At 63.5% G+C, this 25,676-nt stretch carries 24 protein-coding genes; 4 read left to right on the top strand and 20 right to left on the bottom strand.

Going from position 1 to position 25,676, the window contains the following annotated elements:
* Window positions 1–97: 97 nt before the first annotated feature.
* From ISP15_RS16770 to ISP15_RS16865, 20 genes are all read right to left on the bottom strand, one after another.
* The gene (locus ISP15_RS16770; RefSeq protein WP_404548935.1) at window positions 98–301 is read right to left on the bottom strand and encodes a helix-turn-helix domain-containing protein; all 204 of its coding nucleotides are present in this window, start codon (window positions 299–301) and stop codon (window positions 98–100) included.
* A 134-nt stretch (window positions 302–435) separates the two neighbouring features.
* On the bottom strand, window positions 436–1,311 hold the full coding sequence (locus tag ISP15_RS16775; RefSeq protein WP_404548936.1) for an anti-sigma factor: 876 nt from the start codon (window positions 1,309–1,311) through the stop codon (window positions 436–438).
* Complete coding sequence (locus ISP15_RS16780) at window positions 1,308–1,868, bottom strand: sigma-70 family RNA polymerase sigma factor (RefSeq protein ID WP_404548938.1); 561 nt, start codon at window positions 1,866–1,868, stop codon at window positions 1,308–1,310. The genes ISP15_RS16775 and ISP15_RS16780 overlap by 4 nt, the downstream gene beginning before the upstream one ends.
* Window positions 1,869–1,973: 105 nt before the next feature.
* Window positions 1,974–2,516 carry a lipocalin family protein gene (locus tag ISP15_RS16785; protein WP_404548939.1) on the bottom strand — a complete coding sequence of 181 codons (543 nt, stop codon included), beginning with the start codon at window positions 2,514–2,516 and terminating at the stop codon, window positions 1,974–1,976.
* Window positions 2,517–2,520: 4 nt separating this feature from the next.
* A complete protein-coding gene (locus tag ISP15_RS16790) occupies window positions 2,521–3,606 on the bottom strand; it encodes an SAM-dependent methyltransferase (RefSeq protein ID WP_404548940.1) in 1,086 nt (361 codons plus the stop codon).
* The gene (locus ISP15_RS16795; RefSeq protein WP_404548941.1) at window positions 3,603–4,403 is read right to left on the bottom strand and encodes a DUF1295 domain-containing protein; all 801 of its coding nucleotides are present in this window, start codon (window positions 4,401–4,403) and stop codon (window positions 3,603–3,605) included. Before ISP15_RS16795 ends, ISP15_RS16790 begins: the two co-directional genes overlap by 4 nt.
* Window positions 4,400–4,960, bottom strand: coding sequence for a DUF2878 domain-containing protein (locus ISP15_RS16800; RefSeq protein ID WP_404548942.1), 561 nt, complete (start codon window positions 4,958–4,960; stop codon window positions 4,400–4,402). Before ISP15_RS16800 ends, ISP15_RS16795 begins: the two co-directional genes overlap by 4 nt.
* Complete coding sequence (locus ISP15_RS16805; protein ID WP_404548943.1) at window positions 4,957–6,252, bottom strand: class I SAM-dependent methyltransferase; 1,296 nt, start codon at window positions 6,250–6,252, stop codon at window positions 4,957–4,959. The genes ISP15_RS16800 and ISP15_RS16805 overlap by 4 nt, the downstream gene beginning before the upstream one ends.
* On the bottom strand, window positions 6,249–7,055 hold the full coding sequence (locus tag ISP15_RS16810; RefSeq protein WP_404549001.1) for a DUF1365 domain-containing protein: 807 nt from the start codon (window positions 7,053–7,055) through the stop codon (window positions 6,249–6,251). Before ISP15_RS16810 ends, ISP15_RS16805 begins: the two co-directional genes overlap by 4 nt.
* On the bottom strand, window positions 7,055–8,323 hold the full coding sequence (locus ISP15_RS16815; protein WP_404548945.1) for an NAD(P)/FAD-dependent oxidoreductase: 1,269 nt from the start codon (window positions 8,321–8,323) through the stop codon (window positions 7,055–7,057). The genes ISP15_RS16810 and ISP15_RS16815 overlap by 1 nt, the downstream gene beginning before the upstream one ends.
* A 3-nt stretch (window positions 8,324–8,326) precedes the next feature.
* The gene (locus ISP15_RS16820; protein WP_404549003.1) at window positions 8,327–9,256 is read right to left on the bottom strand and encodes an acyl-CoA desaturase; all 930 of its coding nucleotides are present in this window, start codon (window positions 9,254–9,256) and stop codon (window positions 8,327–8,329) included.
* A 112-nt stretch (window positions 9,257–9,368) separates the two neighbouring features.
* A complete protein-coding gene (locus tag ISP15_RS16825; RefSeq protein ID WP_404548946.1) occupies window positions 9,369–10,202 on the bottom strand; it encodes a hypothetical protein in 834 nt (277 codons plus the stop codon).
* 204 nt (window positions 10,203–10,406) lie between these two features.
* Complete coding sequence (locus ISP15_RS16830) at window positions 10,407–11,978, bottom strand: RICIN domain-containing protein (RefSeq protein WP_404548947.1); 1,572 nt, start codon at window positions 11,976–11,978, stop codon at window positions 10,407–10,409.
* A 179-nt stretch (window positions 11,979–12,157) separates the two neighbouring features.
* Window positions 12,158–13,546, bottom strand: coding sequence for a sugar porter family MFS transporter (locus ISP15_RS16835; RefSeq protein ID WP_404548948.1), 1,389 nt, complete (start codon window positions 13,544–13,546; stop codon window positions 12,158–12,160).
* Window positions 13,547–13,625: 79 nt separating this feature from the next.
* The gene (locus ISP15_RS16840; protein ID WP_404548949.1) at window positions 13,626–14,516 is read right to left on the bottom strand and encodes an SMP-30/gluconolactonase/LRE family protein; all 891 of its coding nucleotides are present in this window, start codon (window positions 14,514–14,516) and stop codon (window positions 13,626–13,628) included.
* Window positions 14,513–15,277 (bottom strand): SDR family NAD(P)-dependent oxidoreductase, encoded by a 765-nt coding sequence (locus ISP15_RS16845; RefSeq protein ID WP_404548950.1) that lies wholly within the window; start codon window positions 15,275–15,277, stop codon window positions 14,513–14,515. Before ISP15_RS16845 ends, ISP15_RS16840 begins: the two co-directional genes overlap by 4 nt.
* A gap of 26 nt (window positions 15,278–15,303) precedes the next feature.
* The gene (dgoD, locus tag ISP15_RS16850; RefSeq protein ID WP_404548952.1) at window positions 15,304–16,452 is read right to left on the bottom strand and encodes a galactonate dehydratase; all 1,149 of its coding nucleotides are present in this window, start codon (window positions 16,450–16,452) and stop codon (window positions 15,304–15,306) included.
* Entirely contained in the window at window positions 16,449–17,084 is a 636-nt protein-coding gene (locus ISP15_RS16855; protein ID WP_404548953.1) for a 2-dehydro-3-deoxy-6-phosphogalactonate aldolase, read from the bottom strand. The genes dgoD and ISP15_RS16855 overlap by 4 nt, the downstream gene beginning before the upstream one ends.
* Entirely contained in the window at window positions 17,081–18,037 is a 957-nt protein-coding gene (locus ISP15_RS16860; RefSeq protein WP_404548954.1) for a 2-dehydro-3-deoxygalactonokinase, read from the bottom strand. The genes ISP15_RS16855 and ISP15_RS16860 overlap by 4 nt, the downstream gene beginning before the upstream one ends.
* Window positions 18,034–18,747, bottom strand: coding sequence for a FadR/GntR family transcriptional regulator (locus ISP15_RS16865; protein WP_404548955.1), 714 nt, complete (start codon window positions 18,745–18,747; stop codon window positions 18,034–18,036). Before ISP15_RS16865 ends, ISP15_RS16860 begins: the two co-directional genes overlap by 4 nt.
* Window positions 18,748–19,071: 324 nt before the next feature.
* On the opposite strand from ISP15_RS16865, the gene ISP15_RS16870 reads away from it, so the two are divergent.
* The 4 genes from ISP15_RS16870 (at window position 19,072) to ISP15_RS16885 (ending at window position 25,655) form a co-directional block, all read left to right on the top strand.
* A complete protein-coding gene (locus ISP15_RS16870; RefSeq protein ID WP_404548957.1) occupies window positions 19,072–20,220 on the top strand; it encodes an aldose epimerase family protein in 1,149 nt (382 codons plus the stop codon).
* A 40-nt stretch (window positions 20,221–20,260) separates the two neighbouring features.
* Complete coding sequence (locus ISP15_RS16875; protein WP_404548958.1) at window positions 20,261–21,445, top strand: glycoside hydrolase 5 family protein; 1,185 nt, start codon at window positions 20,261–20,263, stop codon at window positions 21,443–21,445.
* 214 nt (window positions 21,446–21,659) lie between these two features.
* On the top strand, window positions 21,660–24,527 hold the full coding sequence (locus ISP15_RS16880; protein WP_404548959.1) for a TonB-dependent receptor: 2,868 nt from the start codon (window positions 21,660–21,662) through the stop codon (window positions 24,525–24,527).
* Between the two features lie 63 nt (window positions 24,528–24,590).
* Window positions 24,591–25,655, top strand: a complete 1,065-nt coding sequence (locus ISP15_RS16885; protein WP_404548960.1) for a glycoside hydrolase family 43 protein — start codon at window positions 24,591–24,593, stop codon at window positions 25,653–25,655.
* Window positions 25,656–25,676 lie beyond the last annotated feature (21 nt).

The raw sequence follows: 25,676 nt of genomic DNA on the forward strand, positions 1-25,676 counted from the left end.
CACAGCGCCGGCACCTTGATCTCAATGCCCTCCGCAGCCAGACGATCACTCAACTCCGCCAACGTCAGATCCGGCGTCTTTTCAATCCACCCGCGAATCACCGTTTCCTTGTGCGCAATCCGCGAGCGCCGATGACCTCCACCGGCAAGCTTTGACGCTTTCCCTCTTTTTCCCAGCGTTGGCGCACCTGGTACACCCACAGGCGGCTCACTTCGTAGCGCTTGGCAATCGCTGACGGGCTTTCGCCTCGCTCCAATGCACCCAAAACTCGATCACGCAGGTCTTGCGAATACGCATGCATGTTCGTCTCCTCCTCGACACCGGAGGGTACATTACATGTTGTATATGTTTAAATCAAAAATGCTCTAGACCAGGCTGGACTTGTTCACGACACGTTCTTCCGGTGCAGGCAGATGAGGACGCAAGCTCAGCCAGTCATGCCGTGGCGCCGTCAAGCGAGGGCGCTGCGGCAGCATTCGCAGGTTGCAAAATGACAGCTGGTATTGCCACCGCGGCAGGGAAATAGGCGGTGGCATTCACGCGATTGGCGGGGAACGATAACGCTACCTTGCCGCCAGGCTGCGGCGGTGGCGCGCCGCTGATGGCGCCTTGCGCGATCACCGGTCCGGTCGGCTGCCCGGTGGGCGAACCACCCGACGGCTCCAGCGATACCGCCAGTGCGGCGGTCGAGCCGAGCTGGGCGAGCAGGGCGGGACTGAGCGGAATGACGTTGGGTGCGTCGGGGATGAATACCCCGACCGAGATCGGCTTCTTGCCGGCCGGTATCAGCCACAGCTGCGTGCTGCGGTTGCTGGCGATGGCCGCAGGCGTCGCGGGCAGCACGATCATTTCCTTGCGCGTGAGATCCATGGTCGCGGTCCAGCCAGCCACGCCGTTGGTCTGCTTGATGCTCGAAACCATCAAGCTTACCGCCGCCACTTCGTGCCGGGGCGCGGTGGTCGTGCGCAGCATCACCACCACGCATGCCGCTGCGACGATGGAAGCGCCGATGCCGATCCATTGCCACAGCCGCAGGTTTTCCAGCCAGGAACGCCTTGGCGCCGTTTCGCGCACCGCCTGCCATTGCAGTGCGTGCAGGATGCGTGTCCATACATACTCAGGCGGCGCTGTTTCAGGCAAGGTCTGCGCGAGCGGCATCAGATGCCGTTGCCAGCGCGCCACCGCGGTGGCGGCTTCATCGCTGCTGGCTACTTCCTGGGCGATAGCGGCGCGTGCATCGGCATCGAGTACGCCAAGCACATATTCGGCGTAGCGCAGATTGTTGCGGTCGTCTTCGTATGCGGCGTTCATGGTTCAAGGCACGTGCGAAGTTGCATCAGGCCACGGCGAATCCAGCTTTTCATGGTGCCCAGCGGCACTTTGGCCCGCTCCGCCAGTTCGCCATAGGTGATGCCGCTGAAGAAGGCTGCGCGAATGGAGCGCCGTTGCTGCGATTCCAGTTGTTCCATACAGTCCTCCAGCCGCTGGTAATCCTGGCCGCTTTCGGTCTTCGACGCGGGCGTCGGATCGTCATCGGCCAGGCTGTCCATGTCGAAGTCGTGGTCGAGCGCGGCACCCTGGTGCTGGCGCAAGCGGTCGATCGCCTTATTGCGGACCAGCGCCACCAGCCAGGTCATCGCGCCGGCGCGCGCCGGGTCGAAGCTCGCACTGCGCTGCCATATCGATACATAGGCTTCCTGCAATACTTCCTCCGCTTCGCGCCGGTCGGAGAGCATGCGTGCACACACGCCGAACAGCCGTGCCGACGTGCGCCGGTAGAGCTCGCCAAACGCATCGCGATCCTGCTTGGCGATGCGCAACAGTAGCTGCTTGAGTTGTTCGTGATCGGCGGCGCTGGTAACACTCATGGGCAAGCGATCCTGAAAGAATAAAGGGCAGGCAACGACTGAAAAGACCAGGAGCAAGCGTGTTCGTGCGTGCAAGGATGGCATGGGAAGGACAGGCGATAAACATCATGGCCCTGGCTCTGGCCATTGTTGCGGTACCTTGCGCAGCTTGTGCGTATCGTAGCCCAGTGCCGCCACGCGCGCGGTCAACTGCTGGTAGACCGCTTCGGGCAGGCCGGGCGTGCGCGCCATGATCCACACATAATCGCGCTTGCTGCGTGCCACGATCACGTTGCCATAATCGGCATTCACATAGGCCACGACGTACTCGGCCTTGATCGGCCAGACGAATTGCATGCCCCACACCGCTTGCCCGGTACCGGGCCGAACGGTGCCCACCGGATGCATGGTCCTGAGCGGGCCATCGAAGCTGCCCTGGCGAAAGCGGAAGGTAGTCTGGATTTTTCCGTCCGGCAGCAGCGCGTAGGATTCCACGGCGTTGTAGGCGTGCCGTTCCGGATAACTGGGAATGGCCGCGATCACGTACCACGCGCCCATGTAGCGCTGAAGATCGAGATGGTCCACGTGCGGCATGGGTGCGTTCGCGGCGCAGCCTGTGAACGCGATCGCCGTAAGCAGGCCGAGCATGCTGTGCGATAACGGACGCATGGTGTCAGTCCTGCCGCGCAAAACAATAGTGAGCGACCAGCCACTGTTGTCCTTGTTCATAGCCGAACAGTTCGGCACAGGCCATCCAGAACATCCGCCAGCGCTGGAACCATAGCGGCGCAAGGCGCATGCCGTAGGTTTCCTGCAGGATGCGCATCACATCATGGCGGCCGCGGTCCTGGTTGGCCAGCCAATGGTTGGCGGTGCGCTGGTAATGCGTGCCATCGACCAGCCAGCGTTGTTCCAGGCACAGGTCGCGCTGGAACCACAACAAAGTGTCCACCGCGGGCATCAGGCCGCCGGTAAAGAAATGGCGGCCGAGCCAGTTGTCCTCGCCTTGCGTCTCGAACGGATACAGCAACGAACGGTGCGCGAAGATATGCACGAACAGCTTGCCGCCCGGGCGCAACCAGCTGGCGATGCGCGCCAACAGCGATTCGTAGTTGCGCATGTGCTCGAACATCTCGATCGATACGCAGCGGTCGTAGGCTTCCACCTGCAACGCCAGCGCGTTCACGTCGCAGGTGATGACCTGGACATTATTGAAGCCGCGCAGCGCGCATTGAGTCTGGATATGCTGGCGCTGCGAGCGGGAGTTGGAAACCGTGGTGATGCGCGCGCGTGGATAGCGTTCGGCCATCCATAGGGTCAGCGAGCCCCAGCCGCAGCCCAGTTCGAGGATGTCCTGGCCGTCGGCGAGTCCGGCGCGCTCGCAGTACAGCGCCAGCATCGCCTCCTCGGCTTGTTCCAGCGTTTCCTTGCCGGTGGGGTAGTAGCAGCAGGAATATTTCAGCCGGCGACCCAGGCATTCGTGGAAAAAGGCCGCGGGCAACTCGTAATGTTGCGCATTGGCGGCATCGGTGTGAATGGCGAGCGGGCTGTTCCGCAGTTCATCGATGCGCTGTTGCTGGCGCAACGCCTGTGCTTCGGGGCCGCTGCGTTGTTCTTCTTTCAATCGTTGTGTGCAGAGCTGGCGGATGCCGGCGCGCAACAGTGCGTCCGGAAGCAGGCCACGCTCGGCCAGCCCGAGCAGACCCTTGGCTGGGCGGTCCGCGGCGAGTTCGGCGTTCGCCATGGTGGTGGTCGTCATGGTGTACCCCTGTTGGAAGAGGATGATTTGGGAAACCAGGGAATCAGCATCGGCGTGGTGCGCAGGTACTCGCGATAATCCTCGCCCCGGCTGCGCAGGGCCTGCGCTTCGGTGAAGGCGACGCCGCTGATCCAGCGCAGGAACACATACATCACGATCGGTCCGGACCATGCCAGCCATGCCAAAGGCGATGCCCATGCGAGGGCGACATAGGCAAACCAGTGCAGCCATTCGAAGAAGTAGTTGGGATGGCGCGAATAACGCCACAGCCCATCGCGGCAGGTTTTGCCGCGATGGGCCGGATCATGCCGGAAGCGCGCGAGCTGCCGATCGGCGATGGATTCGCCCGCCACGCCGATGCACCAGATGGCGATGCCCACCATGACCGCTGGCGTGAAGGCGGCCATCGGATTACGCGCGGCGGCCATGAACGGCAACGCGAACAGCGGTACCGATAACGCCTGGCCTTGGAAGAACAGGAAGAACTTCCATGCATCGCCGCGCCAATGCGCACGCAATTGGCGATACCGTCCGTCTTCGTCCTCGCGGCGAACGCGCTGCCACAGATGCCATGCCAGGCGGCTTGCCCAGATGCTGCCAAGCACGCCCACGATGCAGCGCGGCGTCGCGGCGCCACGGCTGGTGAGGGCGGCCAGAACAGCACCCAGGCCGACACCTGTCGACCACAGCACGTCGACGATGCCCGCGTTGCGGTGCCGCTGCTGCCAGCGCCAGCCGAGCGTCATCAGCGCCATCATGGTTACGAGGAGCACCGTCAATTGCAGCCACAGGTTCATGGCTGGTCCGGGGAAATGGATGCGATAGACGGGCGCGATGCAGCGCCAAGGCGGCGCGCCAGCCATGCCAGCAGCGGCAGTGCCAACGCCCAGCTGGCGGCGATCCAGCCGATGCCGCGCCAGGCCGGCGCAGCAAACACCACGGCATGCCAGCCGCGCTGCGCGCCCAGATAGGCGAGCGGTGCGCCGATCGCGCCTAATGCCAGCGCAAGCCATGGCCGGTCGCGCAGATAAGCAAGGCTGCGATTGAGTGTGGTGGCGAACGACATCCATAGCGCCAGAATCCACCACGGAGCGCCGTGCTCCGGAAACGCGGGTGACGACGTGGCATATCGCGCCCAGCCGCGCTGGGCCATGACCCCGTCGATCACGATGCCGAGCAGCAACGCTATCGCGAGCAAGCGCAATTCCACCTCCGGACGCTTGGCGGTAACTGTCTGCCAACTTATGAACAGCAAGCCGCTGATGAGCCCGGGCCATGCCGCGCCGCGCGCGGCGCCGATGACTGCGGCGAACCACACCAGTTGGTAGCCAATGAGATTGCCCCAGAAGCTCATTCGCATGCAGCTCCTGCGCGTGGGGTCCAGCGCGCGCCGGCCGGTTGCGCGGCGGGGCGTGCGAACAGCAGGTGCGCGACACCGATGGAACGTTCCAGGAATCCGCCCTCGCAGTAGGCAAGGTAAAACTCCCACAGGCGCATGAACGGCTCGTCAAAACCTTGCGCGCGAATCTCCGGCGCAGCGGCCAGGAAGCGTTCGCGCCAGGCATGCAGGGTGCGCGCGTAAGAGCGGCCAAAGTCTTCCAGGTCGATCAGCGCCAGGTCGCTCGCGCGCGCCTTGGCCGCCAGCATGGCGCTGATCGAGGGAATGAAACTGCCGGGAAAAATATGGCGCTTGATGAAATCCACCGAGCGCAGCGCCTGCGTATAGCGGTGATCCTCGATCGTGATGGCCTGGATCAAGGCGATCCCGTCCGGTGCCAGCAGTTCGGTCAGCTTGGCGAAATACGTTTCCAGATACGGCGCGCCGATCGCTTCGATCATTTCGATCGATACGACCCGGTCGTATTGACCGTCCAGGTCGCGGTAGTCCTTCAGCAGTACGCTTATTTTGTCGCTGAGCCCGGCTTCGGCGATGCGCTGCGTCGCCAGTGCGTGCTGTTCGCGCGAAAGGGTCGTGGTGGTGACGTGGCAACCGTAATGCCTGGCGGCGTGGATGGCGAAGCCACCCCAGCCGGTGCCGATCTCCATCAGGCGCTGGCCGGGGCGTAGATCCAGCTTGTGACAGATCGTGTCCAGCTTGCGCGTGGACGCGCTTTGCAGCGTATCGTCGTCGTCCGTCCACAGCGCCGACGAATACATCATGTCGTCCGACAGGAAAGTGGCGAAGAAGGTATTGCCGAGGTCGTAGTGTTCGGCGATGTTGCGGCGGCTTCCCTCGCGCGTGTTCCGGCGCAGCGCATGCCACAGTTTCAGCAAGGCGCCTCCGGCGCGGGCCATGCCGGTTTCCATGCCATCGAGCAGACTGCGGTTGCGCACCAGCAGCCGCACCAGCGCCACCAGGTTGTCGCAGCGCCAATGGCCGTTGCCGTAGGCATCGCCTGCCCCCACGCTGCCATGCCCGGCGATCGCGCGATAGAAAGCGGCATCGTCGACACGCACATTCACGTGCAAGGAGGCATGCGTATCGGTGACATCGCCCAGCTGCACCGTGCCCCAGGCGTCGTGGATCGTCAGGGTTCCGTGCCGGATACCGCGCATGCGTTCGAGCAGCCGGTCGCGCAGGAAACGGTCAAAGGTGGACGCAGACGATTCCTTCAGGCCTGCGGCCGGGGCGAGGAGTTCGTTCATGGAAGTTTCCCGAAGCTGGTGGAAGACGATGGCGGCAACGGACCGCCAGGGTGGTCGTAAACCGGATTGCGCTTGAGCCAAAGGCGCAACGCCTGCCAATGAATGGCGGCGACCACCTGTGCGGTCATCAGCGGATAACGCCACAGCACGCGCGCCAGCGAGCGGCCATCGAGTGGACGGCGTGCCAGCGCGAGCGTGGCGTCGAACTCCGGCCGTTCGCCGTCCAGTACCTTCATGTGCACGCGCAGATCGTCGCCGGGCGTGGTGAAACGCCAGTCGTAGCCACGCTGCATCGCCATGAACGGGGAAACGTGGAAGGCTTTGCCAAAGCGCCAATGCAGCGCACGGCCGTGCACTTGCGCGTTCGCGACCGGCAGTACATAGGCATGCCGCTCGCGCCAGGGCGTGTTGGTGATATCGGCGACGATGCAATCCAGGGTCGTGCCATCCTCGGCATAGCAGTAATAAAAGCTCACCGGATTGAACACCTGGCCGGCATAGCGCGGATGCGCGAGCAAGCGGATCGGTCCGCCCGGCGCATGCCCGGTCTGTTGCGCGATACGTTGCCGTACCGCCTGCGCCAGCGGCATATCGCCGGGAGCGAGGTAATCGGCACGGCGCCATTCGGCCAGGTTGCGGTGCCGTGCCGACCAGAACCAGCGTTGCTGGAACACGCTGTCGATCTCGTCCAGGTCCAGGTATAGCTGCGCCATGCGGTAACGGAACGCATGTGCGTGCGGCGCATGGCGGCGATGCGTCACCACGCCTTCGTAGACGGCGCTGGCTAGCGGCGGCTTGTGCATCACGCTGCGGTCTCGGCGCGCGAGGAGGTGGTCTGTGCATCCAGCGCGTCGACCACTTCCATGGCGCTGTGCAAGCCGTCTTCGTGGAAGCCCCAGCCCCAGTAGGCGCCAGCGTACCAAGTGCGGCGGCGTCCCTGGATATCCCGCTTGCGCTTCTGCGCCGCGACGGCGTGCAGATCGTAGACCGGATGGTGATAGCTCATCCGCTGCAAGATGCGCGACGGATCGATCGCCTCGGTGCGATTGAGCGTCACCACGAACGGCTCGCGCGAGCGGATGCCCTGCAACAGGTTCATGCAATAGCTCACCGTACATGCATCGCCCGATCGGTCGGGCACATAGGCGTTCCATGCCGCCCACGCCTTGCGATGCCGTGGCAGCAGCGATGCGTCGGTATGCAGCACCGTGTCGTTGATCTGATAACGAATCGCACCGAGCACCGCGTGTTCGTCATCGCTGGGATCGGCGAGCAACGCCAGTGCCTGGTTGCTGTGACAGGCAAGCACGACGTGATCGAAGGTTTCACGGTCCGAGGCGGTGAACACGTCCACGCCATCGTCGCCGCGCTGGATCGCGCGCACTGGAGTGGAAAGGCGCACCTGGGCGCGCCAGCGCGCCTGCATCGCGCGCACGTAGCTGGCCGAGCCGCCTTGTACGACCAGCCATTGGGGACGGCCCGACACCTGCAACATCTGGTGATTGGCCATGAACTGCACCAGATAGCGGGCGGGAAAGGCCAGGATCTGCTTGGCCGACGACGACCACAGGGCCGAAGCCATCGGCACCAGATGATCGTCGCGGAAGGCCGCGCCATAGTGGTGCTGGTCGAGGTATTCGCCCAAGGTCGGCCCGACCCCGGGGCGTTCGAGCAATTGCGGCGCCTCGCGATAGAAACGCATCAGGTCGCCTACCATGCCGAGGAATCGCGGCGATAGCAGATTGCGGCGCTGGCAGAACAATGTATCGAAATCGGCGGCGTTGTATTCCAGTCCGGTGGCGGCGTTGTGCACCGAAAAACTCATGGTGGTAGGGCGGCTCGCCACCCCCAGTTCGTCGAATAACTGGGTCAGCAACGGATAGTGGGTCGGGTTATAGACGATGAATCCGGTATCGATGTCGTACCAGCGGCCGTCCTGCTGCACGGTGTGCGTATGCGTGTGGCCGCCGAGATAATCGTTCGCCTCGTACAAGGTCACCTCGTGCCGGCGCGAAAGCCGGTAGGCCGAGGCGAGTCCCGCGATGCCGGCACCGATGATCGCGATGCGCATGGTTCAGTGCCTCGCCTTGGCCGATACCCACGCCGGCACCGGCTTGAGGTCCCACACCAATCCACATGCCGCCAGCAGCCGCAGGCCGTACCAGGTAAGGTCGATTTCCCACCAGCGGAATCCCTGGCGCGTCGATCCGGGATAAAAGTGATGGTTGTTGTGCCAGCCTTCGCCGAAAGTGATCAGCGCCAGCCACAGATTGTTGCGGCTGTTGTCGCCGGTCTCGAAACGGCGACGGCCGAAGCGGTGCGCCAGGGAGTTGATGGTGACGGTGGCGTGGAACAGCACCACCGTGGAGATAAAGAATCCCCATACCAGCATTTGTCCGCCCGTTACGTGCAGCGAGGGTGCCACGCGGTGCAGCAGCGCACCAAGCCCATACAGGAGCGCGGCCAGCACGATCGGGGCGACCGTGTCATAGCGATCGAGCCAGCGCAGTTCGGGATAGCGGCGCAGGTCAGGCACGCGCGCCAGGTCGGTGCGGAAAGCGCGCGGGGTCAGGAACCAGCCCATGTGGCTCCACAGGAAGCCGGTCATGCTCGGTGAATGCGGATCGAGCGCGCTGTCAGCGTGTCGATGGTGGGCACGATGGTGCGCGGCCCACCATAGCGGGCCGCGCTGCACGCAAGTGGACCCCAGTAGCGCGAAGAAAAATTGCAGCGCGCGCGACGTGCGAAATGTGCGATGGGAAAAATAGCGGTGATAAAAGCCGGTCAGCGCGAACATGCGCACGGCATACATGGCTGCCGCCACCCCCATGGCGGTGGGCGACACGCCCACCCAGAACGCCGCCAGGCACGCCAGATGCAGAATCACGAAGGGAATCGCGCGCAGCCAGTCGACCCGGTCTTCGCGCTCACTGGGCACGGCCGCGGCCGCCTGGGTGTCGAACCAGCTGCGCAAGGCGGCAGTGGTCGTCGGGCGGGAGGCCATGGGTGGCCTTTGGTCGATATCGAGCTTGTTCCGGTACGGGTGCATGGTCGAGTCCTGTGCGTGTCACTGACCTATACGGAAGAGCGGGCGGCTTGGATGCACGCCAGAGGCATCAACCCGGGCAGGTCTGCGCCAGCGGCAGCGCGGCCGCCCGTTGGATGTCCTGCGGGCTGGGGGCGGGGACGCTGGCCGACCGGCTGAAATCGATGCGCACGCGCTGTTCTTTCCCTGCTGCATCGTGGATATTGCTGAGGCCCTCGAAGCGCAGCAGGCGTCGGTCGGCCGTGGCGTAGGTCAGTTCGATCGACGGCACGGCGAAGCCATACCAGGCGTCCATGCTCAACCGCAGATGCCGCACGCTGCCTCGTGCGCCGCTGTTCGCGTCGTCGAGCCGCAGCGCCACGTAGTCGAGCCGGCTGGGCACGGCGAAGACGATGCGGGTACCGCTTGATGTGCCCAGGTCGTTCCAGTGATCCCGCACGTAAGCATCGAAGCCGGCATCGATCACCGCGTTGGCGTACTCGGCCAGTGGGGCCGAGCGCAGCGGCGCGTCGCGGTCGGCTTGCACGTAGATCTCGCGCTTGCCCTGGCTGCCCCGGACGCCCTCGCGATAACCCGTGCGCGCATCGACCAGGTCGAAGTCGGGCGCCTCGGCATTCGGCACGTCGCGCACCCACTTGCGTGCGAACGGCTGGCCGGAAGGACAGCGATACAGCACCAGCCGCGTGCGGACTCCATGGTCGTCGAACAGGAAGTGTTCTTCCTCGTAGATGACGTGCCCATCGACATGGGTAGCCGTCCCTTCGTAATGCTGCGTGTCCTGCGCAGAGGCGGCGCTGCTGAAACCGCCCAGCAGCGCGGCGCAGAAAATCATGTGCAGCCCGGAGCGGATCCGGCCTGCCGAGGTGGGTGGCTGCATCGTGTTGCGCTCGTTGTCCTTGGTCATGACAAGGAGTACGAGTGGGGTCGCCGTTTGGATGCAGCGAGGAGGGTGGCCCCCATCATGGCCGCCGCGGCCTGCCTTTCCAGCTGGGTTTGCTCGATGGGCGGCCCTCGTCCCAGCCTCGCGTGGACAGGCCTGAAGCTGCTCGCGATCGAGATAAAAAAGGCCGGCGCATGGCCGGCCTCTTCATTCACCGGAAAAGCGATCTCATTCAAGCATCCACTGCTGCGGGGCCAGTCCGTTGTCGGTCCATATCTGCAACTGCGTGCCTTCGGTGGTCGAGCCGCCGGTGTCGTCGAGCATCAGCGAGCCGGAGGCCTGGTTCATCAGCTTGTAGGTGCCGTTGCCCAGGTCCATGAACAGCCAGTTCTGGTTGGCATTGCCTGCACAGCCCCACAGCGTGACCAGGTTCCCCGGCGACGTGCTGCCGCCGGTGTTGTCCACGCACAGTCCGGTCTGCTGGTTCTGGATGCTGTACCAGCCGCCACCCTGCGCATGCACGATCCAGTTCTGCACTGGCGCAGCGTTGCAGTCCCACAGTTCCGCGCTGGTGTCATTGGCGGTGGACCAGCCAGTGTTGTCCAGGCACAGCGAAGTGTTCTGCAGGTTGTGGAACACGTGCATGGAGCCGTCGGCGGGCAGGTTGTTCCACGATTCACTGGCGAAGTAGGTGATGCAGCCGCCGTTGTTGTAGTCGGACGCGAGCTCCAGGATGTTCGAGCCATCCGTGGCCGGCAGCAGCGCCGACGAATAGTTCGGGCAGTAGTTGTCGTAGGCGGTGGGAACCTGCACGGGTGCGGCGATGGTGTACCAGTTGCCTGCGCCATCCACGTTGGTGTTGACGAACAATACCTTGCCGTTGGACGCCGATACATTGCCGCTGGATTCGTACATCACCTGGCCGACCAGCACGATCGCGCCATTGCTGGAGATGGCCGACGGGCTCCATGCATTCAGCGGCGCGTGCTCGAAGTATTGGCCGCTGGCGGTGGCGATCTTGGTGCCGGTATTGCTGGCGTCACCGAAATTCCAGCCGTCGGTGGAGGTACGGTAGAACACCGTGCAGGCGGCCGGCCCGCACAATTCGTAGCTCATGAAGAAATGGCCGTCCGGCAGCTTGCTGACCGTGGCCATGCCCGGCCGGTCCGAGGAGACAGTGCTGGCTACCGTGTTGGTCTGGTCCTGCCATGACTGTCCGTTGTAGGTGCGAATCTGCGCCAGCTTCTGGCTACAGCAGGCATCCGTCTCGTCCGACCAGAACATGACCAGCCCGCCATCGTTGGCGACCTCGAACTGCGGTTCCCACAGGCCGTGCGCGCTGCTCCCGGTATTGCCGCCCTGCACCGGCGTGCTGTGGTAATTCCAGCTGACGCCCTGGTTGGTGCTGGTGTATACCTCGATCGCATAGCTGTTGCCGATCGTATAGGTGGCCGCGAACATCAAGGTGCCGGCGGCCAGCGCGCCCACCTGCTGCGGCAGTTCGTAAAGCGTGGCGCAGCATTGCTCGGTACTGCCGCTGATGGTCGGCACCGGGCCGATCAGGTTCCAGCTGGCACCGTTGCTGGTGCTCTGGAAGATGATGCCGTTGGTGCTTGCCACCAGCATGCCGTTGACGGAAGCGGGGCCATGCTCCAGGCGCACGACGCGCGGATAGAGCGTGCTGCCGGTGAGCAGGGTGCCGGTGGCGGCGTGGGCAGGCCGCGTGCCGCCAGCCAGCAGCAGGGCGATCAGCAGGACGAACCGGGAACCCCAGGCCGGCCAGAACTTCGGAAGTTTCATGGAACATCTCCTGTGTCGCGCAAGGCGACAACGTGATGCGTGGATGATTGACGTGCCGAAAGTCGTTGCTGTTGTAGGTGGTGCGCGGCCGCGCGTGTCGGCCGGAAATCCCCAAGTAAAGCGCTTTGCCTGCATCGGGCGCCCGGCGCCCGATGCATAGTGTTTTGTTTTTCAGCGAGTCAGCGGCCGATGTCGCGCAAGCGCTTGCCGCCCAGCAGGTTCCGCTCGATCTGTTCCAGCGTCACGCCCTTGGTCTCGGGCACCAGCCAGAACGTCAGCCCGATGAATACCAGGTTGAGCGCGGCATACAGCCAGAAGGTCTGCGTGTGGCCGAAGGTGTTGAGCAGGGTGAGGAAGGTAGCGCCGACGATCATGTTGGCGATCCAGTTGGTAAAGGTGGAGCAGCCGATGCCGAAGTCGCGGCCCTTGAGCGGCTGCACTTCCGAACACAGCGTCCAGATCAGCGGACCGGCGGACATCGCAAAGCCGACGATGAAGACCAGCAGCATGCCCACGGTGAACAGCTGTCCGGCGTGGGTGCCGATGCCAAGGCGCATCATGCTGCCGACCACGCCCAGGCCGATCGCCATCACCGCGAAGCCGGTGTAGAGGATCGGCTTGCGTCCCCAGCGGTCGATCAGGCCGATCGCGATGAAAGTAGCCAACACATTGGTGAGGCCCACGATCGCGGTAAACCACATCTGCGAATGCGTGTCGTAGCCCATGTCCTGGAAAATGCGCGGCGCGTAGTACATCACCACGTTCATGCCGGTGAACTGCTGCATCAACTGCAGCAGCACGCCAAGCCCGACCGAACGGCGGAAATTACTGTTTTCCAGGAACAAGTGCCAGCCGCGCTGGGGGGTGCGCAGCTGTTCCTTGATATCGTTCGCTTCGCGCTGCACGGCATCGGGATTGCCACGCAGGCGTTGCAGGACATCCAGTGCTTCGGCATCACGCTGGCGCATCATCAGCCAGCGCGGGCTGTCGGGCAGGAAGAACACGCCGAACAGGAACAGGATGCCCGGAATCGCGATGATGCCCAGCATCCAGCGCCAGTTGCCGCTGTAGCTGAAGGCGGTGTCGGAAAGGAACGCCACCAGGATGCCGATGGTGATCATCAGCTGGTACAGCGACACCATCGCTCCGCGGATGTATTCCGGCGCCACCTCCGCCAGATAGAGCGGCGCGGTGAAGGTTGAAATGCCGATCGCCAGACCGAGCACCACGCGCGCGGCGATCAGCGTGTAGGGCGACCAGGCGAAGCCGCACAACAGCGATCCCACCACGAACAGCACGGCGCCGAGGATCAGCGAACGCTTGCGGCCCAGCGAGGCCGACATCCATCCGGCCAGCAGCGCGCCGAGCGCGGCGCCGAACATCATGGCGCTGACGATCCACTCGATCATGTGGTCGGAGATGGCGAAATCTTTCTGGATGAACTGTGTGGCGCCGGAAATCACGCCGATGTCGAGGCCGAACATGAGTCCGGCGAGCGCGGCGAGCACGCAAGTGAATATCGCGGTCGCCTTGGCGTGCGTGGCGGCGGGTGTGGCAATGGCATTCATGGATGACTCCCCAGTCGGATGCGTCGCGTGGATGCCTCGGCGGGCACTTGGGTGATGGCGACGCGAGAAAAGAGCCGGCTCATGCGGGCCGGCCTGCAAAACGTGGTTCGGGCATGCCGGTGAACGGTACTTCGACGGCGAACAGGCCCCCTGCTTGCGGATCCTGCGTCAGCGCTTGCGCGGTCAGGCCGTCGCGCGCGCTGGTGATGTAAAGCACGTTCAGGTGTTCGCCGCCGAAGGCAACGCGCGTCGGTTGCCGGGTCGGTACTGCCACCACCATGTCCGGCTTGCCGTGGCAGTCGTAGCGCACCACACGTCCCGCGCCCCATTCCGCGTTCCACAGGCCGTCCTCGCTGTCGACTGCCGAACCATCCGGTTCGCCTTGCTGCCGCGACAAATCGACGTGGACGCATGCATCCGTCACGCGGTCGCCGTAGCGGCAGCGATGCACGATGCGCCGCATCGAATCGCAGTAATACATGGTGGCGCCATCGGGACTGAAAGCGATGCTGTTGCTGATCGCGACCGGGCCCAGCGGCAATGGTTCGAGCACGAGGTTGTCGTGCAGGCGGTAGAAGCCGCCTGCCGCCCGGCGTGCCTCGCCGGCGGCCGGCTCGTGCAGGGTGCCGAACACGAAGCGGCCCTGGCGATCGCAGGCGCCATCGTTGAGGCGCGTGGGCAACCCAGGCTCGACTTCGGCGATCCGGATCGTTTCACCGCTTTCCAGATGGAAGAAGGCCAGCCCGCTGGCCAACCCCAGCAGCAACCAGTCGTCGTCGTCGCACAGCGCGAACGAGGCCAGGCGTTCGGGCATGTTCCAATGGCGCGTGCTGCTATCGGCGGGGCGGAAACGCCATAGCGTCGACGCATGGATGTCCGTCCAGTACAGCGACTGGCTGCGCACGCACCAGGTCACGCCCTCGCCGAGCGTATTGCGTGCATCGAGCACCAGGGCAGCGGTAAGGCTCATGCCCAGCCGCCGTCCACGATGAAATCCTGTCCGGTACACATGCCACTGTCGTCGGCGCCGAGGAACAGGGCCGCACGCGCGAGGTCGTCCGCCGCCAGGTATCCCGGCATGCACTGCTTGTGCTTGATCTCCCGCTCGCCGGCTTCGTCGAGCCAGAGCTCGCGCTGCTTGTCGGTGATGACCCAGCCCGGCACCAGCGCATTGATGCGGATGCGATCCTTGCCGAGTTCGCGCGCCAGTCCGTTGACCAGGCCGTGCACGGCCGATTTCGCCATCGCATACATCGGATAGCCGGCGTTCTTGATCATCCAGCCGGTGGAACCCAGGCAGATCACCGACCCGCCGCCCAACTCGCGCATGCCGGCCACGACCGCCTGGGTGGCGAAATACTGATGGCGCAAATTCACGGCGATGCTTTGCTCGAACTCCTCCGGCGTGGTGTCTGCCAGTCGATGGCGGCGATCGTTGGCGGCATTGTTGATCAGCACGCCGATCGTACCGATCTGCGCGCGCGCCGCGCCGATGGCCTGCCGCAATGCCTGCACATCCGTGACATCGCAGGGCAGGAACACCGGCGCATGGCGCGTGGCGGGCAGCGCGGCGCGCAAGGCGGCAGCGCCTTTCTCGTCGATATCGAGGAACGCCACGCGCGCGCCCTGCTGGGCGAAGTGCGTGACGAACGCCGCGCCGATGCCGGTGGCGCCGCCGCTGACCAGCACCGCGCGGTCGACCAGGCTGGGATAAGTGGCAAACGAAGACATAGGAAATCTCGCAGAAGGAGGGCGGCTTACCACTCGGCGACGCTACCGTCGGTATGGCGCCAGATCGGATTGCGCCAACGATGACCCACGGCGGCACGTTCGGCGACGTAGGCTTCGTTCACCTCGATGCCCAATCCTGGGCCACCGGGAATGGAAACATAGCCGTCTTCGTAGGCAAACACGCTGCGGTCGGTCACGTAGTCGAGCAGGTCGTTGGCCGCGTTGTAGTGGATGCCCAGGCTTTGTTCCTGGATGAAGGCGTTGTGGCAGATCGCATCGAGTTGCAGATTAGCGGCGAGTGCGATCGGACCGAGCGGACAATGCAGGGCCAGCGCCACGTCGTAGGCTTCCGCCATGGTTGCGATCTTGTGCGTCTCGGTGATGCCGCCGGCATGCGATGGATCGGGCTGGATGATGTCCACGCCACCGATCGCGAACACGCGCTTGAAGTCGTAACGCGAATAGAGCCGTTCGCCCAGCGCGATCGGCGCAGGTGAAATCGACGCCAGCTCGGGGATCGATTCCAGGTGGTCGGACAACACGGGCTCTTCGATGAACATCAGCTTGAACGGCGCCAGCTCGCGCATCAGCACCTTGGCCATCGGCTTGTGCACGCGGCCGTGGAAATCCAGGCCCAGCCCGATATCCGGTCCCACCGCGTCACGCACCGCCTGCACGTTTTCGAGCACACGCTGCACCTTGGCATGCGTATCGACGAAGTGCATTTCCTCGGTGGCATTCATCTTTACCGCGGTGAAGCCGCGCGCGACGGCGTCCTTCGCCGCCTTGGCGGTGTCGCTGGGACGATCGCCGCCGATCCACGAATACACGCGGATGCGTTCGCGCACCGGACCGCCGAGCAAGGTGTGCACCGGCACCCCCAGATGCTTGCCCTTGATATCCCAGAGCGCCTGGTCGATGCCGGCGATGGCGCTCATCAGCACGGGGCCGCCGCGATAGAAGCCGCCGCGGTACAGCACGCTCCAGTGATCCTCGATATGGCGCGGGTCCTTGCCGACCAGGTAATCGGCCAGTTCGTCCACCGCCGCCGCCACGGTATGCGCGCGGCCTTCCACGACCGGTTCGCCCCAGCCGCAGATGCCCTCGTCGGTGTCGACACGCACGAACAGCCAGCGCGGCGGAACGAGAAAAGTGGTGAGTCGGGTGATCTTCATGCGGAGGTTCCTTGCGAATGTGTCTTCCAGGCTTGGGCAAAGGCGTGGGCGCGGCGGGCGATGTCGTCCACGTCGCGGCCGGGTGCGTAGAGGGCGGAGCCGAGGCCGAAACCGCTGGCGCCGGCAGCGAGGTAGGGCGCCATCGATTCCGGGGTAATGCCGCCCACCGGCAGCATTGCCCATTCGCGCGGCATCACGGCGCGCCATGCCTTGAGCACGGACGGCGTGAGCAGTTCGGCCGGAAACAGCTTGATCGCGTCCGCGCCGGCCTGCATGGCGGCGAAAGCCTCGGTGGAAGTGGACACGCCCGGTATGCAATACAGGCCGGCGCGCTTGGCGGCTGCGATCACGACCGTATCGGCATGTGGCATCACGACCACGCGCCCGCCGGCGGCGGCGATCTGCGCCACCTGTTCGGTACGCAGCACCGTGCCGGCGCCGATCAGGCAGCGGTCGCCCAGCGCCGAAGCCAGCCGGCGAATGCTTTCCAGCGGCTCGGGCGAGTTCATCGGCACTTCGATCACGCGAAAGCCGGTATCGGCCAGCACGTGGCCGATGTCCAGCGCCTCTTCCGGGCGTATGCCGCGGAGAATCGCCACCAGGGGAAGAGTATCTAGCCACGCGCGGATCATGCGTCTACTCCGAAATAAGAGTGAAAAGTTGCCTGTGCCAGCAAGCCGGCGGCAGCAGCCAGTTGCCACAGTCCTTGTGCGGCTGCGTCGTCGACGATCGTCGGCGCGGCGTAGCCGAAATACACGGCGGCCGTGGCGTAGCGCTGGCACAGCGATGGTTCGCCGATCAGGTACAGCGGCGCCATGCCAGCGTCGCCGTCGCGCAGTTGCGCGATGCGGAATTCTTCGCCGATCAACAGTGCGGACAGGAAATCGGCCACCTCATCCGCGGCAAGCTGTCCGGACAGCATCCGTGCGCGGGTCGAAAACAAGCGGCTGAACACACCCGCCGCGCCGCTGTCCCTGGCCGTGCGCAAGCCGCGCGCGAAGGCATCGTTCGGGAACGGCAGCGTGGATTCGGCCGGCATGCCGGCGCCAAGAATGGAATGCTTCATCAGCAGCGCGTACAACTCGCCGGTCATCACCGTATCGAACGCCACGATGCGACCGTCGCGCACCGCAGCCCATTTGCTGTGTGTGCCGGGCAGCACGAAATACGCGCTTGCCAGGTCCGGCCGCTGCGCCAGCGCGCCGATAATTTGTGTTTCCTCGCCGCGCATGACGTCGGCGGGATCATTGCGGCACAGGCCGGGAGCGATCCACAGCGCGTGGCTGGTGCAGGCATCCACCCGCAGCATGCCGCGCGCGATGGCGGCGCTGTCCGCGGGCACGCCGACATAAGGCACTTCGCGCCAACCCTGCCGGCTGCCGACCATGCCCGCGGCGATCACCGTGCATGGCGGCCAGCCGGAAGTGATCGCGCACAGCGCCGCCGGAAAGCCGCCCTGCGGCAGCTGGCGGATGCCCCATGCGTGCTGCCGTGATGCCACCACGTTGCCGCCGGCAGCGTAGAGATAGGCGCGCAGGCTGCTGGTGCCCCAATCCAGGCCGATCAATGCTACGTCGTGGTTCATAGGGTTTTCCTGGCGCGGCGCTTGCCGGTCATGTTGGCGCGCGAGTCGAGGATCATCTGCTGCATGGCGCGGCGCGCCACTTCCGGTTCGCGCCGCCGTATCGCCTCGAACACCTTGCGGTGATAAGGCAGCGAATATTTGAAGTCACCGCTCTTGCGCGCGGACAGTACAAAGTAGGAGCCGAGCGCCGTCTCCACGACCGAGAACAGCGAGATCATCAATTCGTTATTGGTAGCGACCAGTACGGCTTCGTGGAATTCCAGGTCCGCTTCGACCCACTCATCACTGGTACGTGCGGCCTCCATCGCCTGGTAGGCCGCCTCGAGGCGCTCGAACTGCGCGGCATCGCAGCGGCGCGCGGCGAAAGCAGCGGCAGCGGGTTCGAATATCTCGCGCATCTCCACCAGCTTCTGCACAAAGTCGGCCGGGGGCATCGAAGCGCAACGCCAGGCCAGCACGTCGGCATCGAGTTGTTGCCAATAGCGCTCCTCGCGTACGCGCGTGCCGACCTTCGGGCGCGCTTCGACCAGGCCCTTGGCGGATAGTACGCGCATCGCCTCGCGCAACGCGGTCCGGCTCACGGCCATTTGCTCGGCCAGCACATCCTCCCGCGGCAGGGATTCGCCCGGACGCAGCACGCCGCTGACGATGCGCACGCCCAGTTCCTGGGTGACATGGCCGTGCAGATTGCGGGCGTTGGCGGTTCTCATCGATGTGCGGGCTCGTTACCTGGCCGGATGAAAATATGCTGCATTGCGAAAATCCTTGCGCGCATGGAGTGCGTGGAAAAGGCCAGCGCGCCGCGACAACAATGGACCCATCTATTTGTCATACCATCTGCTTATAGCACTTGCTTTGGCGCTTTACCGCGGATACATCCGCGCGGCTTTTTTTACGATGCATCGCTCGCTTTTTCCCCGCGTCGCGTTCATGCTGCAGCGCGTAAAGCCCATCCGCCAATGCGTGTATATAATCATACAATATGCGCAGAAGCGATATCGCATTCGATCGACCGCACAAGGGGATTTGTTTTGATGAAACACGCCGTCCTGCTTGGCTCTCTCTTTATGGCAACCACAGCGATGTTGCCGTTTGCGTCGATGGCCGCCCAGGCGACCCGCGCGTCATTCGGCCATGCCGCAGATGGCCAGAACATCGATATCGTGACGCTGACCAACAGCCACGGCATGCGTGCGCGCGTGATGACGTATGGCGCTTCGCTGCAGTCGTTGCTGGTGCCCGATCGCAACGGCAAGCTGGCTGACGTCGTGCTTGGCTACGACACCCTGCAAGGCTATCTGGATCGTCGCCAGTATTTCGGCGCTACCGTCGGCCGCTACGCCAATCGCATCGCGCATGGCACGTTCCCGCTGGACGGCAAGGCCTACCACCTCACCCTCAACGACGGTCCCAACTCGCTGCATGGCGGCGTCAAGGGCCTGGACATGCAGGTGTGGAAGGTCGTCGACGTCAAGCAGGGGGCGGTCGCCAGCGTGACGATGCAATACAGCAGCCCCGATGGCGACCAGGGTTATCCGGGCAATGTCACCATCAAGGCGACCTATGCGCTGAGCGACGACAACCAGCTGAAGATCGCCTACGTCGCCACCACCGACAAGCCGACCATCGTCAATCTTTCCAACCACACCTATTGGAACCTGGGCGGCGAAGGTTCCGGTACGGTGATGGATCACTTGCTGATGATTCCGGGCGATGCCATCACGCCGGTGGATGCGACCTCGATTCCGAATGGGCAGGTCGTGCCGGTGGCGGGTACGCCGTATGACTTTCGCATGGCAAAGCCGATCGGCCGCGATATCCGCGACGGCCGCTCGCAGCAATTGCTGTTCGGCCATGGCTACGACATGAATTGGGTGATCAGCCGCAAGGAAGCGGAGGCGCGGGTGGTGGCGCGGGTGGAGGATCCGCGTTCCGGGCGCGTGATGACGCTGTGGTCGAGCAAGCCGGGCTTGCAATTCTATTCGGGCAATTTCCTCGACGGCACCACGGTCGGCAAGGATCACCACATTTACCGCCAGGGCGATGCATTCGTGCTGGAACCGCAGTTGTTCCCGGATACGCCGAACCATCCGGATTTCGGCTCCGCGCGGCTGGCGCCCGGCGAAACGTATCGCAACACGATCATCTATCGCTTCGGCGTCGATGGCGCGATGGCGAAGTAGTTCGATATACCGATCAGACAGGTCAAGGGTGAGTTGAACCATGAAGCAAACGCGATGGGCAGGCTGGCTGGTTGTGGCGATGGCAATGGGGGCTGCGGTGTCGCACGCCGCCGATTCGCAGCCCTGGAGTGCGGCGAAAGCCAAGGCGTGGTACGCGCAACAGCCATGGCCAGTCGGCAGCAACTACATTCCATCCGACGCCATCAATGAGCTGGAGATGTGGCAGGCCGCCACGTTCGACCCGGCACGCATCGACCAGGAGCTGGGCTGGGCCCAGGGCCTGGGCATGACCACCATGCGCGTGTTCCTGCACGACATGTTGTGGGACCAGGACAAGCAGGGCTTCAAGCAGCGCATCGATCAGTTCCTGGCGATTGCCGCCCGTCACCACATCAAGCCGATCTTCGTGCTGTTCGATTCATGCTGGGATCCCGATCCGGCGCTCGGCCCGCAGCATCCGCCGATACCGGGCGTGCATAACTCCGGCTGGGTGCAGGCGCCGGGCACCAGGATACTCGACGATCCCTCGCGCTATCCGCAGCTGGAAGCCTACGTCAAAGATATTGTCGGCAGCTTTGCGCACGACGACCGCGTGCTGGCCTGGGATGTGTGGAACGAGCCGGATAACGAGGGTGGCGGCAATTACGCCGCGGAAGAACCCAAGGACAAGTTCCAGCGCGTGGCGCAACTGTTGCCGCAAGTGTTCGCCTGGGCGCGCAGCCAGCATCCGGTGCAGCCGTTGACCAGCGGCCTATGGCACGACGCCGACTGGTCGAAACTATCCGCACTCAATGCCGTCGAGCGTACCCAGCTGACGCAATCGGACATCATCAGCTTCCACGACTACGATTTTCCGGAAGAGTTCCTGCGTCGCGTAAACCAGTTGCGCACGTATGGACGGCCGCTGATCTGTACCGAATACATGGCGCGCAGCGCCGGTTCCACCGTGGATGGCGTATTGCCGCTGGGCAAGAAGCTCGATGTGGGCATGGTCAACTGGGGCTTCGTGTCGGGCAAGACACAGACGATCTTTCCCTGGGACTCCTGGCAGCGGCCATATACTTTGCAGCCGCCGGTGATCTGGTTCCATGACCTGTTGCAGGCCGACGGCAAGCCTTATCGCCAACGCGAAGCGGACATCTTCCGCGCGCTGAGCGGTGCGCCAAAAGGTGTCGTGCCCGACAGCGCGGTCACGTTTCCCGTCGCGGCCGCGGCGGTGCAGTGACATGAATCGGAGTCGATCCATGTATTGCGATTTCGCAGGCGACTGAGGTTGTTGTTCATCACACAAAAGGCCGCACTGGCGCGGCCTTTTGGCTTCACCAGATGGCTCTGATCATATAGTAGGACAAATAGCAAATCGGCTTTTAAACTTACATCCATGCATGCCGAATACAGTCGACTCAGCGGCGGGCGGTACTAGAGGAGGGGAGAAGAACATGAAGCGCAATACGTTTATGACTTGCACCATGACGCTGCTCGCCACGGCGATCGCATCGTCGCTGGCACCGGCTTTCGCCGACACGACATCCGCAGCCGCGCAGACTACGGCTGTGGCGCAAGCGTCGACACCACAAACAACGACGTCGGACACCACGCGGTCCACGTCGACGAGCACGACCACGCCGCCCGGCAAGAAAGACAAGCCGGCGCCTCAGGCGGGCAGCTCGCAACCCACGGAAGCAACGGCGAAGACCTTGCAGGGTGTGGTCGTCACCCCGTTGCAGGACAGCTTGCGCAGCGCCCAGTCGATCAAGGAAAACTCGACGATGGTCGTTGACTCGATCGTCGCCGAAGACATCGGCAAGTTGCCGGACAACAGCGTCGCCGACGCATTGCAGCGCGTAACCGGCGTGCAGGTTGCGCCGGACTTCCAAAGCGAAACCGCCACCGTGGTGATCCGTGGCCTGCCCAATGCGGTGACCACGCTCAATGGTCGCGAGATCTTCGGTTCCAACGGCCGCGAATTCTCCTTCCAGGATTTGCCGGCCACCGCGGTGAGCGGCCTGGACGTCTACAAGTCGACGACCGCCAGCATGATTACCGGCGGCATCGCCGGCACGGTGGATATCCGCACCTTCCGTCCGCTCGATTTCGATGGCTTCAAAGCATCGGCAACCTATACCGACACCAACTCCAAGTACGGCGCGCACACCGATCCCAATGGCAGCTTTCTGGTCAGCGATCGCTGGCACGGTGATTACGGCGATTTCGGCGCGTTGCTCGGCGGCGGCATCCAGACCGATCACTACAGCTACAGCGCGCCTTATGTCGACTCCAACCTCACCAGCGTGCTGACCGACGGCAAGGGCAACCCGGTCCGCAATTCGAATGGCGACCTGGTGGTCGGCAATAACCAGTACGGCGCCGACTACAACATCGGTTATCGCAAGCGTCCGGAAGCCAACTACGCGCTGCAGTGGAAGCCGAACGACCAAACCGAGGTTTACGTGGAAGGCCTGTATACCTGGCTGCACGACGAGTACAACCAGCCGTTCTACTTTACTGGCCCGCAAAATGTGGTCGCGCCCAGCTACGTGCAGACCAACAACAGCGCCTGCTTCCCGGTCGGCTTGCTCGGCTCGCCTTACTACGGCCAGACCATCTGCCCGGTGACCGCTGCCAGCTACACGGGCAACTACTACACCGCCACCAGCACCCAGGCGCATCAGGACTGGGGTCACAATATCCAGAACGCCATCGGCCTGAAGTGGAAGGGCGACGACCTCAAGCTGTCGACCGACCTGACGCGCAATGCGTCGAGCTATTACAACGAAGATTTCGTCATCGATACCTTCCTCGATACGTATACCAACCCGCTGACCACCACCTACAGCTATCCGCATAGCTGGAGCCTGGTCGGCAATCCCCAGAACAATCCCAACAACTACTACCTCAACGGCCTGTACCAGGCATGGACCGACAACCGGGCCGTGCAGACCGCATGGCGTGCCGATGGTTCGTATGACTTCGGTTCGAGCTGGCTCAACTCGGTCAACTTCGGTGTGCGCTACGCCAACACCACCACGCAGCAGACCGGTGCTTCCTTCGACCAGGCCCCTCCAGGAGGTTCCAACTTGCCCGACGGTGCGCCGAACCCTGCCAATAACGTCGTCAACCTGTTCGGTGCTTCGTATTTCTGCAACGTGCCGAGCACGAGCGCCCTTCCGGCCGGTGCGCTCACCGGTTGCTACAACTACCTGGTCAACAACAAGAACGCACTGCGCAACTTCTACGGCCTGCCCGATGGCAACTTGCCGCCCGAAGACGGCCAGTACTTCAAGATCAACGAGAAAACCTACTCGGTGTATGGCGAAGGCAACTATGGCGGCAGCTTCGGTGACATCAGTTATGACGGCATCCTCGGCGTGCGCCTGGAGAAGGTCGAGCGCCAACTCAGTGCGTACAGCTATGACACGTCCGACTCGGTGTATTCGCCGCTGGGCATCAACACCAGCCAGCACGTCGCGCTACCGAATGCCACCTTTAATTTGCACTTCACCGATACGCTGCAGATGCGCTTGTCAGCCGGCAAGACGCTGGAATATCCGGACTTCGCCAGCCTCAACCCGTCGTTGACGCTGAGCCCGGCCACCGCCAACGTGATCGCCGAGGGCAGCGGCGGCAACGCCTATCTGAAACCGATCAAGTCCAACAGCTACGACGGCACGCTGGAGTGGTACTTCAGCGACGTGGGTTCGCTGACTGGCGGCGTGTTCTATCACGACATCACCGGCTACATCGAAACCTACAGCTCGCTGCAGAACATCAACGGCACCACCTACCTGATCTCCAGCCCGCAAAGCTCGGGTTCCGGTCACCTGGAAGGCACGGAGCTGGCTTACACGCAGTTCTTCAGCTTCCTGCCTGGCGCGTGGAATGGCCTGGGCATGCAGCTCAACTTCACCTATATCGACGGTTCGCTGAAGACGCCGGCGGAAGACGGCACGGGCTTCATCACCGCACCGTTCCAGAACGTGTCCAAAGACAACTACAACATCGTCGCGATGTATGAGAAGTACGGTTGGTCGGCGCGCCTGGCGTACAGCTACCGCAGTCGTTACTCCGAAGCGTTCTTGTCTTCGTCCAGCATCATCGGGCACAACCAGAGCCTCAACGATGATCCGGCCAACGAGGTCGACCTGTCGATCGGCTATGACATCAACAAGTACTTCACCGTAGTGGTCAACGCGACCAACCTGTTAGGTGCGAAGTTCCACTCGTATGCCGGCCCGGGTACCGCGCTGCCGCAGGATTTGCGCTACACGGACCGTACCTATGGTCTGGGCGTGCGCTTCAAGATGTAATCCCCGCTGCGCCCGTGCAGACCCTCGCTGCACGGGCGTCTTTTTGCAAAGGAGGATGGTTCCATGAAGCACTTGCCGATACGCAAGGTGGCTTTCGTCGTACTGAGCGCACTCGGCGTGGCTGGCGCGCATGCCGCGACCACGTTCACCAATCCCACGTTCAAGAGTCAGGATCCGTGGGTCACGTATGTCGGCGGTATGTACTACTACAGCGGTTCCGGTTGCGGGGTCGCGGATATCTGCGTCAAACGCTCGCGCACACTGACCGGATTGGCGGGCGCGCCATGGATCGGCGTGTGGAAGCATGCGCGCGACACCGATCCGAACGGCCGCGACATCTGGGCGCCGGAACTGCATTTCGTCAACGGCCGCTGGTACATCTACTACGCTGCTGACGATAGTGGCAACAACAACCATCATCGGTTGTTTGTATTGAGTGCAGACGAGAAGGGCGAAGCGCTAAGCCATTTCAGCGAAGGCGACACCGGGCTCCCGCATGGTCAACTTGCGATGACGCCCGCCCGCTGGGGCATCGATCCGAATGTATTCATCGCGTCGAACGGCAAGCTGTATCTGACCTGGTCCTGCACGAACTTCGTCGACGGTACTTTTCCGCAGCGTATTTGCCTGGCAGCGATGGCCGATGCGCTGCACGTGGCCGGCACGGCCGTCTATCTTTCGACGCCCGATCGATCGTGGGAAGAGCGCGGCAAACCAATTCAGGAGGGGCCAGTCGGCTATAGCCGTGCGGGACGCACGTATATTACCTATTCGGGAAGCGCGAGCTGGGCGCCGGACGATTATGCCGTCGGCCTGCTTTCGCTCGACGCGGGCGCCGATCCGCTCAATGCTTCCGCGTGGCATAAATCAGGACCGATTTTCGATCATCACGGCAAGGTGTATGGGCCGGGTTCGGTGGTGTTCGTGCCATCGCCGGATGGCCGGCAGATGTGGAATGTGTATCACGCCATCGATCGCCTGGACTGCAAGTCCGCATATGCGTGCCGTGACATCCGCATGCAACCGATGCACTTTGATGCGCTAGGCGCCCCGATACTCGGAACGCCCGTCGACCCTGGCATTGCGCTACCTTCACCGTCCGGCGAAGACGCGGTGCCGGCACGCTAATTTGCGCATGAAACTTCCAGA

Origin of the sequence: Dyella jejuensis, from assembly GCF_044904675.1 — a bacterium.
GTDB lineage: Bacteria > Pseudomonadota > Gammaproteobacteria > Xanthomonadales > Rhodanobacteraceae > Dyella_B > Dyella_B jejuensis.